Origin of the sequence: Humidisolicoccus flavus (assembly GCF_045689595.1) — a bacterium.
GTDB lineage: Bacteria > Actinomycetota > Actinomycetes > Actinomycetales > Microbacteriaceae > Humidisolicoccus > Humidisolicoccus flavus.
This window is the reverse complement of sequence record NZ_CP142724.1, coordinates 794807-808845: the sequence shown is the minus strand read 5'-3', so window position 1 is coordinate 808845 and position 14039 is coordinate 794807. Positions and strand designations below refer to the sequence as shown.

The following is a 14039-nucleotide window of genomic DNA, read 5'->3' as shown; positions in this document are numbered from 1 at the left end:
GAAAGTAGGAAATCGTGGAAACGAAGACCTCCGCGCCGTTGACGAACGAACGTGCATCGGCGCCGCAAATCTCAATTCAAGATCTCGGCAAGATCTTCCACACCAAGTCCGGTTCCGTCGAGGCGCTGCAGCGAGTGAATCTCGATATTGCAGAGGGCGAATTCGTCTCGATCGTCGGCCCGAGCGGCTGCGGAAAGACGACGCTGCTGCGGATCCTTGCCGGTCTTGATCACGCGACCTCAGGTCTCGTCGAAATGAAATCGGCGGAGAAACAGCAGGTCGGCATGGTGTTCCAGCATTCCGTACTGCTGCCATGGCGCACCGTGCTGGCGAATGTGCTGCTCCCCATTGAACTCAATCATCGTCCGACCGCAAAGGAGCGGGAGAGCGCGATTGCCTTGCTCGGGAAAGTGGGGCTTGCCGACTTCACCGACAAGTATCCGAACGAACTCTCAGGCGGAATGCAGCAGCGAGTCGCGATCTGTCGTGCGCTCATCCACGATCCGAAGGTGTTGCTCATGGACGAGCCCTTCGGCGCACTCGATGCGATGACTCGAGACGCATTGAACCTGGAGACCAACCGAATCTGGCGTGAGACGCAGAAGACCGCGCTCCTCATTACGCACAGCATTCAGGAAGCAGTCTTCCTGTCCGAACGCGTCATCGTGATGGGGCCGCGGCCCGGTCGAATCCTCGACGTCATCGACATTCCCTTCGCAAAGGAGCGAACACTCGCTCTGCTCGGTGATCCGCAATTCGCGCAGATCAGCGCTCACATTCGTACATTCTTCGAACACTCAGAGGAGTCCTGATGACGACCACTGCAGCACGGACCGCGAGTGCGGCCGAAGTCGCAGCGCCACCCCGAATCAAGGCGGGAACCCTCCAGCGATGGCTCATGCCGCTCGGGTTCCTCGTCCTCGTGCTCGTCGCCTGGCAGGTGCTGCCGAACGCGCTCGATATCCCCTCGTATGTGCTCCCTGAGCTGAGTGCCGTGCTGAACGCGCTGCTCGACCCGGCCGCCCTCCCGCGCTACATCTACAACGCCGGCTACACCCTGCTCGAAGCGGGCCTCGGACTCCTCATCGGTGCGAGCGCCGGCATCATTCTCGGCATGCTGTTGGCGGAAGTGAAGGCGCTCTACCTCACGCTCTACCCGTACATCGTCGCTATTCAGTCGATTCCGAAGGTCGCACTCGCGCCGTTGTTCGTCATCTGGTTCGGATTCGGCATCGAGTCGAAGATCGTGGTGGTCGTGCTGCTCACCTTCTTCCCGGTGCTCGTGAACACCATTAACGGCATTAAGAGCGTCGCCCCCGAGCAAATCGACCTCTTCCGGGTGAATGGAGCAAGCGCGTGGCAAACGCGCCGCAAGCTCCTGCTGCCGGGTGCTCTGCCCTACATCTTCACCGGTCTTGAGATCGCGGTCGTCATGGCGATGCTCGGTGCGATTGTCGCCGAGTTCGTGGGCGCGCAGAATGGGCTCGGTGTGCTGGTCTTGCAGGCGCAAGCGCAGATGCAAACCGCTGCGGTGTTCGCGCTCCTCATCATCTTGTCGGTGATCGGCATCACCTTGAATCTCACGGTTCGATTGATCCGGGCCCGAGTCGTATTCTGGGTGCCGAAAAAGTGACCGCCACAGTCTCGGCCCAGACTCCTGAGCGCAGCGCCGATGCGTTCACGCCGATCGAGGTCCGGAATCCGGCGAACAATGAACTCATCGATCGAGTGCCGAACGCGAGTGTCGCCGATTGCCTCGGCGCGGTCGATCTGGCCGCGGCCTCGCTTCCCGAGTGGAGTGCGACTGCACCGCGAGTTCGTGCCGAGCTCTTGCGGAAGAGCTTCGAGGCGTTGACTGAACGCCGAGAAGAACTCGCCGAACTGATTGTTCGAGAGAACGGGAAAGCCTTTGCTGAGGCGCTCGCCGAGGCAGACTACGCTGCGGAGTTCTTCCGATGGTTCGCCGAGGAGGCCGTCCGGGTCACGGGTGACTATCGGCTCTCTCCGGCCGGTGACAAGCAGATTGTCGTCACCGATGAGCCGGTGGGTGTCGTGCTCCTTGTGACGCCGTGGAATTTCCCTGCGGCCATGGCGGCCCGCAAGCTCGCACCCGCGCTTGCTGCCGGATGCACTGCGGTTGTGAAACCCGCCGCGGAAACACCGCTCTCCACCTACTTCATCGTCGATGTGATGCGGGCGTGTGGTCTGCCCGAGGAGGTCGTAAAAGTTGTGCTCCCCGATCCGCCGGGGGAGGCGGTTTCGGCGATGCTGCGGCATCGTGCGATCCGAAAGCTCTCCTTCACCGGGTCGACCGAGGTCGGGAGAATCCTCATGCGGGAGGCGTCCGAGAACATCGTCGGAGCCGCCCTGGAACTCGGCGGAAATGCTCCGCTCATCGTGCTCGAAGGAGCTGACCTCGAAGAAGCGCTCGCTGGTGCCTTCGCGGCGAAAATGCGGAATGGGGGCTCTGCGTGCACGGCGGCGAATCGTTTGTACGTGCATCGTTCTCTCGCGCGGGAGTTCGCGGAGCGGTTCGCGGCGATGATGGAGCACGTGCAGACCGGCCCCGGCTCCGACCGTGCGAACGAACTCGGGGCGCTCGTCTCGCTGAAGGAACGCGACAAGGTTGCGGCGCTGGTCGGAACAGCGATCTCCGAGGGTGCGCGGCTGCTCACGGGCGGTTCATCGATCGAGCCCGGCGCGTTCTATCAGCCGACGGTGCTGACGGGGGTGGAGCACGGCAGCTCGATCACTCGCACCGAGATCTTCGGCCCCGTCGCAGCGATCATCGAATTCGACACGCTCGATGAGGTCGTTGCGATGGCCAATGACACCGACCATGGGCTCGTCGCCTACGTGTTCGGGGAGCTTGCGAGCGTGCTGCGAGTCGCCAAGCGACTGGAAACCGGCATGGTCGCAGTCAACCGAGGCACCATTGGCGACCCCGCTGCGCCCTTCGGCGGTGTGAAGCACAGCGGACTCGGGCGCGAGGGCGGCTTCGAGGGAATTCGCGAGTTCCTCGAGCCGAAGTTCCTGGCCATGCCCGCGTTCTCGTAGGAACCCTGGCCGAACACTTAGGCAACGCCTTCGCGAACAATCCAGTTCGCGAAGGGGTTTGCGTAGGATCAGGACGCACCCTCCGCAGTCTCCGTTCCCGGCCGCTTCGAAACGAGGATGCAGATGGAGTCTGAGATGTCCCGAGCACTGCCCGCGCACGCCGGAAGGTTCGTCCTCGCTGAGGGCCCGGTCTGCAACGCCGCAACCGGCCAACTCACCTGGGTGGATATCGAGGCCGGCCTCGTGCTGAACGCTACGGTCTCGGAATCGACCGATGCGCTCTCGCTCCGGGAGGAGCGCAGGATCGCCACGGGCGAGCAGATCGGATGCGCCCTGCCGTTCGGCGACGGCCACGTGCTGCTGGCGCTCAGGCGTTGCCTCGCCGTCGTCAGAAGCACCGGGATGATCGAACGCGGCTCGAACCTGCTCGACGAATCGAAGCGGTTCAACGACGGCAAGATCGATCCCCAGGGCCGGCTCCTCGTCGGGTCCCTGACCCTCGAAGGGGAGAACCTCGGCGACAACGTGCTGCTCCGGCTCGAACATGATGGCTCCGTGACCACGATCGATGACGATCTCGGGCTCTCCAACGGACTGGCATGGTCGCCCGACGGCGCGACGTTCTATTCGATCGACACCGAGCGCGGCCTGGTGTATCGGCGCTCCTACGGAGCAGACATCGTGGGCGAGCGGGAGATCTTGCTGCAGTTCGATGACGAGGCGCCCGATGGCATGAGCGTCGATGCCGAGGGCAATCTCTGGATCGCGTTCTGGGGAGGCGGAGGAGTTCGAGTGTTCACCGCAGCGGGGGAGGAGCGCGTTGATCTCGCCCTCTCGATTGAGGCCCCGCACTCGACGAGTATCGCCTTCTTCGGCTCGAATCTCGATCACGCGGTCGTCACGTCAGCGTCTCGCGACTTGGATACACAGGAGCAGCAGCGCTGGCCGGATGCTGGCGACCTGTTCATCGCACGAGTTCCCGTTCGCGGCATCCCGGTCACACCGTGGCGTGAGACCTCGCTGCCATAGCGGGTACCCGGCACGCCCTACGATGAACAGGGCGCGAAGGAGAACTATTTCATGAGCTTGGTCCGATTGAGCGACGTCTCTGTGCGGCTCGGGAACGCACAGATCCTCAGAGACACCTACTTCAAATTGGAACAGGGCGACCGCGTCGGACTCATCGGGCGAAACGGCTCCGGGAAGACGACACTCCTCAAACTCGTGCTCGACCAACTCCAGCCGGATTCAGGCACCGTCTCGATCAACGATGATCTCCGAATCGGATACTTCTCGCAGTTCTCCGAACTCGACGGCACCGCGACGATCGAAGAAGTACTCGACCGCCTGTTCGACGATGTGCATGCCGTCGAGGCTGAACTCGCGGCGATCGATGAGGCGATTGCGCGCGACGCTTCGCCCGGGCCAGCACTGGACCGACTCATCGAGCGTCAAGCTGAACTGTTCGGCGAGATGGAACGACTGGAGGGATGGGATTACCAGCGGAAGATCGACCAGGCCCTCACAACCCTCGCGTTCTCCCCGGAGCACCGAGTCAGCGCGATCGACGACCTCTCGGGTGGATGGCGGAACCGTGCTGCGCTTGCAAAGATCCTGCTCGAACGTCCCGACATTCTGCTGCTCGACGAACCCACGAACTTCCTCGACACCGCCGGCGTCGAATGGCTCGAAGCGTGGTTCCGGGATTTCAAGGGTGCAGCGATCGTGGTGTCGCACGACCGGACTTTTCTCGACGCGATCGCGACCAGGATCGTCGAGCTCGAGAACTACCACCTCCACGAGTACCCGGGAAACTTCGCGGAGTACATCGTGCAGAAGCAGTTCAAACTCAAGTCGCTCGAACAGCAGTTCGTGCATGAATCAGAACTGCTCGCGTTCGAGGCCGAAGGGATCGCCGACCGGCGAGAAGCCGCCAAGTCAGGGAGCAAAGACCTCGGGAAGAAACTCGCGACGATCAAGAAATCCCGACCGCCACGGCCTGTCGATGACATCATCACCGACATCTATTCGGGATTGCACATCAAGGACGTCCTTGCACGAGTCAATGGACTCAGTAAGTCGTTCGGTGGGCGTCTGCTCTTCGACGACGTCAGCTTCGAAATTCTCCGGCGGGATCGCCTCGTGGTGCTCGGTGCGAACGGCAGCGGGAAGAGCACCCTCTTGCGGGTGTTGGCTGGTCAGGAACCTGCGACTGCGGGCTCGGTCAACTGGTCGAGCGGTGCTCGGTTCATTGATTACAACGCAGTGCTCGATGCGCTCGACCCGGATGACACGGTGACGCACTCGGTCAACGCGATGCCGGACAGCCTCGCGTTGACGGCAACCAGGAAGTCGGTGGCCCGCTTCCTGACCATGTTCCAGTTCTCCGAGGCCGATACGAAGAAACGCATCCGAGAACTCTCCGGTGGGCAACGCGCTCGCGTCGCGATGGTGCAGTGCCTGCTCTCGGGGGCATCGGTGCTCCTGCTCGACGAACCGACGAACCACCTCGATCTCACGAGCACGCAGGTCATGGAACGGGCGCTCATGCACTTTCCCGGTGCCGTGGTCGTCGTCAGTCACGATCGCTTCTTCACCGACAAAGTTGCCAACCGCGCGCTCGTATTCGGCGCCGAGGGCACTACGGCAGGGGCCGTCGAGATCCAGGCCACGTAGAACCTTCCGATGACAGACGAATGGCCCGGTCGCATACCGGGCCATTCGTCTGTGCAGATCGCTGGTTACTGGACCGCGAAGGTTCCCCAGATCACTGCGCGTGCGAGCGTGTGCTCGACCATGTTGAACGCGAGGAACGTCGGCGTCGACGCTGCATCGACGTCGAGTTCGGCAACGTCGAGCGCATGCACCGCGATGTAGTACCGGTGAGGACCGTGACCTTTCGGGGAGCAGCGCCCAAGTACCGGGCAAGACTGCCGTCGTTGTGCAGCTGGATCGCACCGGCTGGAAGTGCGGTTCCGGATTCGTCACCTGCACCGCTTGGGAGCGAGGTCGTTTCGACCGGAATGTTCGCGACCGCCCAGTGCCAGAATCCGGCGGGCGTCGGCGCATCCGGGTCGAACACGGTGATCGCGAAACTCTTCGTCTCGCTCGGGAATCCGCTCCAGCTCAGCTGCGGACTGATGTCCTCGCCGCCCGCGCCGAAGATGCCGCTGACCTGCGGTGTCTGCAGGGTGCCGCCGTTGACGAGGTCATCGCTGTTCAATGAAAAGGAAGGGACGATGGCGATGGAATCGTACGGCGTGGCATCGGTTTGCGTTCCGTGATCGTGACTGTCATTCATGATTGCTCCTTCTTCGGCTGCTCAGACACTGACTGCTCAGGCTTCAGCTCCGTCAGGCAAACGCCCCGGCCGCTGGTGCGTTCGATGGATTTCTAGGGTTTCAGACGGAGTATGCGAATACCTAGCGTGTTCGCGAAGGGAGAGATCTTCGAAGCACGACCATGGGGCTGCGCGCACCTGAGACTCTGCAGCACCGAGTGCGATAGCCCCGTAACAAAACGCGAGAACGCTCGTCTATTGAATTGAGGCGCACAGTCGGTCGTCCTCGCGATGACACGTACTGAGAAGGCATCTCACCATGAACTCTGAACCCCAGGCGAACGACTTCTCTGGTGCAGTACGGTTCATCAACATCCAGGGTGAGCTTCGCGAATTTCGAACGAGCGCCAAGATCTCGGAGCAGTCCGTCGCCGAGAACCTGGGTTGGGACGTCCGCGCCCTCCGGCGATTCGAAGCGGGCGCTACCGATCCGCGCTTGACCGAGTTGTGGCGATACGCGCTCGCGGTCGGCGTCGACATTCGAATCCAGGTGCTTCCCGCCAGCTTCTGGGACGAGCGCTGCGAATGCTTCCCTCCAACCAGTGACCGGTACGCCTACGGGTTCGATGAGGCGGGGCGTGCCCTCGAACGCAACCCTTACTGCTCAGTGCATTTCGCTGCTGCGCCCGGTCTTGCGGAACACGCAGGTCTTGCGGAACACACGGGTCTTGCAGCTTGTGCGGGTCGAGCCGATGGCGAAGCTTGTGCGGATTGCGCGGGGCTTGCGGATTGCGCGGGTCCTGAGGACTGCACGGGGCTCGAGGACTGCTGTGCGGGTCTCGCGGATTGTGCGTAGCGGCTGACCCTGTGCCGTGACCTTTCGGACGAGGCGGTACGAGCCGGTTGCAGCCTTACGGTGCGCTGAGTGCTGCTGCGACCTCGGCAAGTGATCGCTCGGGAGGCGCCGCAGCGATCAATCCCCGGACCAGCGCTGTGATCGCGAGGTCAGTCAGGTCGAGGTCGGTGTCAGCGAGGTCGGTCACGTCGACGTCGGTGTCATCGAGGTCTGTGTCCCCGCGTGCTGTGTCCCCGCGTGCAATGCTCCCGCGGGCAGAGCTCGGCGATGCTTGAGCGCTGTGCCTCGGTTCGACATCGATGGTCTTGGCCGCTTCCTGGGTCTCGGGCGCGTTCTTCGCTTCTGTCGCGATGAGGCCGATCGTTGCCGTGAGGACGGTGCTGACGAGTGTTCGTGCCGTCTCCGTCGTATACCCACGCAACTCGAGCGCGTGTACTTCCGCGTCGAAGAGCGCGACGCTCGCTTCGCCGCGTGGGAAGAGTTCTTGCAGGTACTCCGCGAGGCCGGTCTGGGCAAGTGTGAACCGTCGGAGGCTGCGGGCGAAGGAGATGAGGTGATCGGCAGCGGACTGCTCAGGATCGTCGAGCATTTCGAACTCATCCACGATGTTCTCGCCGATGAGGCGTTCGAGCTCGCGACGGCCATTGACGTAGCGGTAGAGCGCCGCGGCGGTGACGCCGAGGTGCGAGGCAACGGCGTTGAGGCTCAGCCCCCGAAGTCCGAGTGTTCTGCCTGCTGTCAGAATCCCGTCAAGCGAGAGATGCGCAGATCGGCCTGGCCCACGCACGTGCGCTCCTTCGATTAGTCCATAGTGAATAGACCTGAACCGTACTCCTGTTTGCGACCTTTTCGGTCGTCAGAGCAATTGTGGTTGCGCGTGTTGAGTGAAATGGACTCGCTCTTGAGGGTGACTCATTGCATGTATTCGTTTTGCGATGCGCAAAACGACATCGCAGTTCGCTTCGCGACTACGCGGCGTCGTGCCGCACGAAGTCATACTCCTGGAATTCCGAGACCTCGCTCGCCCAGCGCGTCGCAACGAAACCCTGGTGATCGCTGTGCGCGTCGTACGCGTCGTAGGCGTCTTGATCGGCGAACACCATGGAGAACTGGAAGCGGAGATCGCTCTTCTGGCTTACCTGCCGAGACACCGTGAAATCCTGCACCCCCGGGATGTTCGGTAGCACCGCTCGGGCAGTCGCAAGGAAGTCCTGCTCGGCTGCGCTGTCGGCGGGATGAATGAGGGAGAACACGACGGTGTGCTGAATCATATGAATATCCTAAGCGAGAGGTGCGTTCGCGCCAGAGGTGACCTCCGAGATCGGATACGCGACGAAGGCGAATTCCGAGGAGTCGGGGGACCAACTGTTGACGTTGATCGTGCCCTGGCCGCCGAAGAGCGGAATTGTCGACACGCTGCTCGACCAGTCGTCAGCACGGACCGTGACGATCTCGACATCGAGGTCCTCCGGGTGGCTCTGCGTTCCAGCGGGATACCGCAAATAGCACGCGAGCGTGCCATCGGGGGAGAGGTGTGGGAACCAGTCGACCGATGCACTCGAGAGCAGGTGCTCGGTTTCGCCGCCAAGCCGTGGGACTCGAGCAATCTGCGCATGACCAGGTGCCTCGGTGAAGGACTCGGTGTTGCAGTAGATCCAGGCGCCATCGGGTGAGAACTCAGCGCCGTCGACGTGCCCGGAGGGAAGTTCGATTCGGGTCGATTCGCCGCCCGAGGACGGCATCGTGTAGATCGCGCCGACCGAAGGCCCCTTGCGATCGATTCCGATGTACGCGAGCGTCTTGCCATCGGGACTGACCCCGTGCAGGAAATGCAGCCGAGAGTCGTCGTGCGTGAGTTGGTGCGATACACCCGTCGAGAGCCGCACCCAGTAGAGATGTCCGTCGTTCCCCGACACGAACATCTCGTCGTCTCGCGGCGCGAGAACATGGTCGTTGTTGATGCCAGGGACGCCAGGCAGTTCGATGAGCGAAAGGCTCGCGGATTCCAGCTCGAGTTTCCAGAGTTCGCCATTGCCGTTCAAATAGAGCGAGCGACCGTCGAGCGACCAGTTCGGTGCTTCAAAGAGGATCGAGTCGAGTTCGAGAACCCGACGGCTCACACCGGTGCGGGCATTCGCCACCCAGATCTCGCTTCGTTGTCCGGGGCGGAGTGCACGGGCTTGCATCATCGACTGGCTCCTCATCGTTGAGTGGTTCGCACTGCACGAGCAATCCCGCGGGTGAGCGGAGCGATGCATGCGCACACCCAGCGTATCGATCATGATTTCGGGATCGCGATGACACAATGATGGAGCGCGAGTGTTTTCGCTGCGATGGTGAACGAAAGGCCTCTGCGTGACTGACGATTCCGGTGCGGTCCCTCCTGAGCACGAAGGGGGCATCCCGAAGTCGAAGGGTGTGCGTCAGAAGCCGACACGAGAAAATCGACTGGCGCGGATCGCGGTCTCTGCACTCTTTCTCACCAATGGCGCGATCTTCGCGAACCTGATTCCCCGCTTTCCGGAGATCAAATCTCAGCTCGCGCTCTCGAACGCGGAGTACGGGCTCGCAATTGCGAGCTTCCCGATCGGCGCCCTCCTTGCTGGGCTCTTCGCCGCGGTCCTCATTCGAAAATTCCGTTCCTCACGAGTCGCGGTTCTCGGCACCATCCTCACCTCGCTCGGCGTGCTCGCGGCAGGGCTCGCCCCATCGGGCCTCACCTTCGCCGCCGCACTGTTCTGCGCAGGGGCGCTTGACGCGATCACGGACGTCGCACAGAACCACCATGGTCTCCGCGTGCAGCGACGCTACGGGCGCTCGATCCTCAACTCGTTCCACGCGGTCTGGTCGATCGGTGCGCTCGCCGGAGGGCTCATGGCTGCGGGAGCGATCGCACTCGGTGTGCCGATCTCCCTGCACCTGCTGATTTCGGCGGTGCTGTTCGCGACGGTCTCGGTGATCGTGTACCGAGGACTCCTGCCGGGGCCCGAGCGAGATGTCGAACCCGATCCGCAGACAGCGATCGCTGACGTCACCGACACTGCGGCTTCCAGGCCGAAGGTGCGTGCACGTTCGCTCGTGCTCGCGGCGCTCGCGCTCGTCGCAATCGGCGGGACGATCGTCGAAGACGCGGGAAGCACCTGGGCGAGCGTCTACCTCGGGCGGGATCTCGGCGCTGCACCGGCAGTCGCCGCGTTCGGATTCATCGCGCTCGTCGGCGCGCAGTTCATTGGTCGGCTGCTCGGTGACGGTCTCGTCGACCGCTTCGGTCAGCGCCTCATCGCTCGGCTCGGCGGACTCCTCGTCTTCCTCGGCATGGGAACGGCGCTCGCCTTCCCGAGCGTTGGCGGAACGATCACCGGGTTCGCGCTGGCAGGCTTCGGTGTCGCAACACTCGTGCCGGCGGCAATGGACGCCGCGGATCGCCTCCCCGGACTTCGCCCGGGAACCGGGCTCACCTTGGTCTCGTGGCTCCTGCGGCTCGGCTTCCTCGTCTCGCCGCCGCTCGTGGGGCTGGTGGCGGACACGATCGGTCTGCGGTACGGACTCCTGATCGTCCCCTTTGCAGGAATCCTCGTCGTCGTCCTCGCCGGAGTCCTCAGTAAAGAACGATCCAGCGCTTCTTAAGCGCGGTTCTGGAGCGAATGCGGCTCCGAAGCGAACACGTTCATCCCGAGCGATTTCGAAAGGTAGTTCGCGACCTTATGCCCTCGGACGCTGTTGCCCGCCGAGTCGAGCGGCGGTGAGAAGGTCGCGACGCTGCCCTTCCCGGGCGCAACCGTGACGATTCCTCCCGAGACGCCGCTCTTTCCCGGCACGCCGACTTCGAAGAGCCAATCGCCCGATTTCTCGTAGAACCCGTTCGAGGCCATTACGGCGAGCGTGTCGCGGCACACGCTCTCGCTGACGACCTGTTCACCCGTCAAGGGGTTCTCGCCGCCGTCGGCGAGGGTTGCTCCCATGACAGCGAGGTCTTCGGCAGTGATCATGAGCGAGCACTGGCGCGTGTAGATGTCGGTCACCTGCAAGGGATCGCAATCGATCTTCCCGTAGCTTTCGAGCAGGCGAGCGATCGCCTGGTTTCGCTGATTGTGCTTGGCTTCCGAGGCGTAGAGCTTCTCATCGAGGTGGAGGTCACGACCGGCGAATCGTGACAATCCCTGCTGGATGAAGCTCCACCGTTCATCCTCGCTCGATCCGGGCACCATTGAGGTCGACACGAGCGCGCCCGCGTTCACCATCGGGTTCATCGGACTGCCCTCGTTGAGCTCGAGCGCCATCACTGAGCTGAACGAAAGTCCGGTGTTGTTCACTCCGATGCGTTCGCGAACCTCGTTGTCGTCGTGCGAAGCACAGGCCAGCGCGAACACGAAGGCCTTCGAGATCGATTGGATCGAGAATTCGTGCTGCGCATCACCGACCGTGTAGTTGCCGCCCTCGGTGCTGCGGACGCAGATTCCGAAGAGATCTGGGTCGACCTCGGCGAGCTCGGGAATGTGGTCTGCGACGTCGCCCTCGCGCAGCGACTTGAACTGCGCATGAGCTTCATCGACTCTGCGTTGCACATGTTCTGCGTCAGGGAGGGACCCGGTTGAGATCAAGCGATCTCCTGATTCACGTGCAGCGTCTTGTGCCATACCTGCAAGCCTAGGGGCGTCTTACCCCTCGGTGACCGTGCCCTCGGCGACGCGCCAGAAGCGATTGAGCCGTACCGACTCCAGCATTCGTCGGTCGTGCGTGACGAGCAGCACGGTGCCCTCGTACGATTCGAGCGCCTGTTCGAGCTGCTCGATAGCGACGAGATCGAGGTGGTTCGTGGGCTCATCGAGGACGAGCACGTTGACCCCTCGCGCTTGCAAGAGGGCGAGTCCCGCGCGGGTGCGCTCGCCGGGGGAGAGTTCTCCGGAGGGTCGCTCGACGTGGTCGGCCCGGAGCCCGAACTTTGCAAGGAGCGTTCGGATCTCAGCCGGCGGCATGTCCGGCATCTCCGCTTCCATGCGGTCCATGAGCGACTCGGCTCCGGCGAAGCGAGCACGGGCCTGATCGATTTCGCCGATCGCGACGCTCGCGCCAAGGCTGGCTTGCCCGGAGTCCGGTTCGCTGCGGCCGAGCAAAAGGCGCAGGAGCGTTGATTTCCCGGCGCCGTTCGGGCCGGTGATTCCGATCCGGTCACCCGCGTTGACCTGCAGCGAGACCGGCCCGAAGCTGAACGAGCCCAAGCGTTTCTCGACCTGGGAAAGCGTTGCAACGACTGCGCTGGAGCGCGGTGCCGCACCGATCGTGAACTGCAGCTGCCACTCTTTGCGCGGCTCCTCGACCTCCGTGAGTCGGGCGATCCGGCTCTCCATCTGCCGAACCTTCTGCGCTTGCTTTTCGCTCGACTCGACCGAAGCCTTTCGACGGATCTTGTCGTTGTCGGGCGCCTTCTTGATGGCGTTCCGAACTCCTTGGCTCGACCATTCGCGCTGCGTGCGCGCACGGCCGACGAGGTCGGCCTTCTTCTCGGCGAACTCTTCGTACTGTTCGCGAGCGTGGCGGCGAACGGTTTGACGTTCCTCGAGGAAGGCCTCGTAGCCGCCGCCGTACACGCGGTTCGTGCCCTGGGCGAGATCGAGTTCGACGACCTTGGTCACGCAGGAGGCAAGGAACTCGCGGTCGTGACTGACGAGCACCGCGCCACCGCGCAGACCGCGAACGAACTGCTCGAGGCGCTCGAGACCATCGAGGTCCAAGTCATTCGTCGGCTCGTCGAGCAGAACGATGTCGAACCGCGACAGGAGGAGCGCTGCGAGCCCGACTCGCGCGGCCTGGCCTCCGGAGAGCGCCGTCATCGGAGTTTCCGCGTCGACCGCGAGGCCGAGTTCTGCGAGCACGATGGGGAGGCGATCATCGAGGTCCGGGGCCCCGCTTGCCAACCAGCGATCGAGCGCGACGGAATAGATTTCGGCGGGGTCACCATCGGAGCTGGCGGTGCCTTCGGGGGCGCTGAAGGCCTCTGCTGCGGCATTCATCGCCGCGGTGGCCTGGGTCGTGCCGGTGCGGCGACCAACGTACTCGGTCACCGTTTCGCCTTCGACGCGTTCGTGTTCCTGCGGGAGCCAGCCGACGAAGGCATCCTTCGGAGCCAGCGAGACGCTGCCCTCGCTCGGACTGTCGATCCCGGCGAGGATCCGCAGCAGTGTCGATTTCCCGGCACCGTTCGCGCCGACGACACCGATCACGTCGCCGGGTGCGACGACGAGATCGAGATGGGAGAAGAGCGTGCGGTGGTCATGGCCTCCGGCCAGGTCCTTCGCAACGAGCGTTGCCGTCATGCTTCTATCTTCCCGCACTCCCTGGGTTCTGCTCGCGGGTGCGACGGTCGCGAAGGTGTGTTCGCGCCCAGCCGATCGCTCGGGTCGAGAACAGTGCCCACGCGATGAGCAAGGGCTGGAAGAGCAGGCGAATTCCGCGGGCGAGATCGCTGTTGAGACCAAAGGCGTCGGTGCGCGTCACGAACTGCGAGATGTTCCCGGCAACGACCACGAGGAAGAATGCGGCAACCACCCAGCCGTGCATCGCGAGCGCCCTGCCACGGAGCACGAGCAGGAGTATTCCCAGCGCGATCTCGACGACGCCCGAAGCAAGGACCACGAAATCCGCATCCAGGGGGAGCCAGGGCGGAACCTGTGCCGTGAACTCTTCGCGAAGCCAGGCGAGATGACTCGTGCCCGCAACGATCAAGAATGCGGCGAGCAGCACTCTGCTCACGTGGCGAATGATGCGCATCGTGTTCCTTCTCGTGTTCGTCATGGAGTGCTCATTGCAGCACCGGGTGTGCTCGTCTTCGTGGTGAGGCCCCGAACC

General features: G+C 63.1%; 13 protein-coding genes and 1 pseudogene. 7 read left to right on the top strand and 7 right to left on the bottom strand.

Annotation, left to right across the window (positions count from 1 at the left end; genetic code table 11):
• The first annotated feature begins 14 nt into the window (after window positions 1-14).
• The 5 genes from U2H20_RS03860 (at window position 15) to U2H20_RS03840 (ending at window position 5733) form a co-directional block, all read left to right on the top strand.
• On the top strand, window positions 15-812 hold the full coding sequence (locus U2H20_RS03860) for an ABC transporter ATP-binding protein (RefSeq protein WP_430593179.1): 798 nt from the start codon (window positions 15-17) through the stop codon (window positions 810-812).
• Window positions 812-1633 carry an ABC transporter permease gene (locus U2H20_RS03855; RefSeq protein WP_430593178.1) on the top strand — a complete coding sequence of 274 codons (822 nt, stop codon included), beginning with the start codon at window positions 812-814 and terminating at the stop codon, window positions 1631-1633. The genes U2H20_RS03860 and U2H20_RS03855 overlap by 1 nt, the downstream gene beginning before the upstream one ends.
• Entirely contained in the window at window positions 1630-3057 is a 1428-nt protein-coding gene (locus U2H20_RS03850) for an NAD-dependent succinate-semialdehyde dehydrogenase (RefSeq protein ID WP_430593177.1), read from the top strand. The genes U2H20_RS03855 and U2H20_RS03850 overlap by 4 nt, the downstream gene beginning before the upstream one ends.
• Window positions 3058-3192: 135 nt before the next feature.
• Window positions 3193-4086, top strand: coding sequence for an SMP-30/gluconolactonase/LRE family protein (locus U2H20_RS03845; protein WP_430593176.1), 894 nt, complete (start codon window positions 3193-3195; stop codon window positions 4084-4086).
• Window positions 4087-4137: 51 nt separating this feature from the next.
• Window positions 4138-5733, top strand: coding sequence for an ABC-F family ATP-binding cassette domain-containing protein (locus tag U2H20_RS03840; protein ID WP_430593175.1), 1596 nt, complete (start codon window positions 4138-4140; stop codon window positions 5731-5733).
• 65 nt (window positions 5734-5798) lie between these two features.
• Here the strand turns inward: U2H20_RS03840 and U2H20_RS03835 are convergent.
• Window positions 5799-6358, bottom strand: a pseudogene (locus U2H20_RS03835) (YbhB/YbcL family Raf kinase inhibitor-like protein).
• Window positions 6359-6656: 298 nt separating this feature from the next.
• On the opposite strand from U2H20_RS03835, the gene U2H20_RS03830 reads away from it, so the two are divergent.
• Window positions 6657-7193, top strand: coding sequence for a helix-turn-helix domain-containing protein (locus U2H20_RS03830; protein WP_430593174.1), 537 nt, complete (start codon window positions 6657-6659; stop codon window positions 7191-7193).
• A gap of 55 nt (window positions 7194-7248) precedes the next feature.
• Here U2H20_RS03830 and U2H20_RS03825 read toward each other — a convergent pair whose 3' ends face one another.
• From U2H20_RS03825 to U2H20_RS03815, 3 genes are all read right to left on the bottom strand, one after another.
• The gene (locus U2H20_RS03825; protein ID WP_430593173.1) at window positions 7249-7980 is read right to left on the bottom strand and encodes a hypothetical protein; all 732 of its coding nucleotides are present in this window, start codon (window positions 7978-7980) and stop codon (window positions 7249-7251) included.
• Between the two features lie 181 nt (window positions 7981-8161).
• Window positions 8162-8464, bottom strand: coding sequence for a Dabb family protein (locus tag U2H20_RS03820; protein ID WP_430593172.1), 303 nt, complete (start codon window positions 8462-8464; stop codon window positions 8162-8164).
• Between the two features lie 9 nt (window positions 8465-8473).
• Window positions 8474-9382, bottom strand: coding sequence for a TolB family protein (locus tag U2H20_RS03815; RefSeq protein WP_430593171.1), 909 nt, complete (start codon window positions 9380-9382; stop codon window positions 8474-8476).
• A 229-nt stretch (window positions 9383-9611) separates the two neighbouring features.
• On the opposite strand from U2H20_RS03815, the gene U2H20_RS03810 reads away from it, so the two are divergent.
• Window positions 9612-10820, top strand: a complete 1209-nt coding sequence (locus U2H20_RS03810; protein ID WP_430593591.1) for an MFS transporter — start codon at window positions 9612-9614, stop codon at window positions 10818-10820.
• Here the strand turns inward: U2H20_RS03810 and glsA are convergent.
• From glsA to U2H20_RS03795, 3 genes are read right to left on the bottom strand one after another with little or no spacing between them, the layout of a single operon-like run.
• Window positions 10817-11830 (bottom strand): glutaminase A, encoded by a 1014-nt coding sequence (gene glsA / locus U2H20_RS03805; protein WP_430593170.1) that lies wholly within the window; start codon window positions 11828-11830, stop codon window positions 10817-10819. The two genes, U2H20_RS03810 and glsA, sit on opposite strands and share 4 nt — an antisense overlap.
• A gap of 21 nt (window positions 11831-11851) precedes the next feature.
• Window positions 11852-13507: an ABC-F family ATP-binding cassette domain-containing protein gene (locus U2H20_RS03800; protein WP_430593169.1), complete on the bottom strand. Its 1656-nt coding sequence runs from the start codon at window positions 13505-13507 to the stop codon at window positions 11852-11854.
• A gap of 4 nt (window positions 13508-13511) precedes the next feature.
• Window positions 13512-13985, bottom strand: coding sequence for a DoxX family protein (locus U2H20_RS03795; RefSeq protein ID WP_430593168.1), 474 nt, complete (start codon window positions 13983-13985; stop codon window positions 13512-13514).
• Window positions 13986-14039 lie beyond the last annotated feature (54 nt).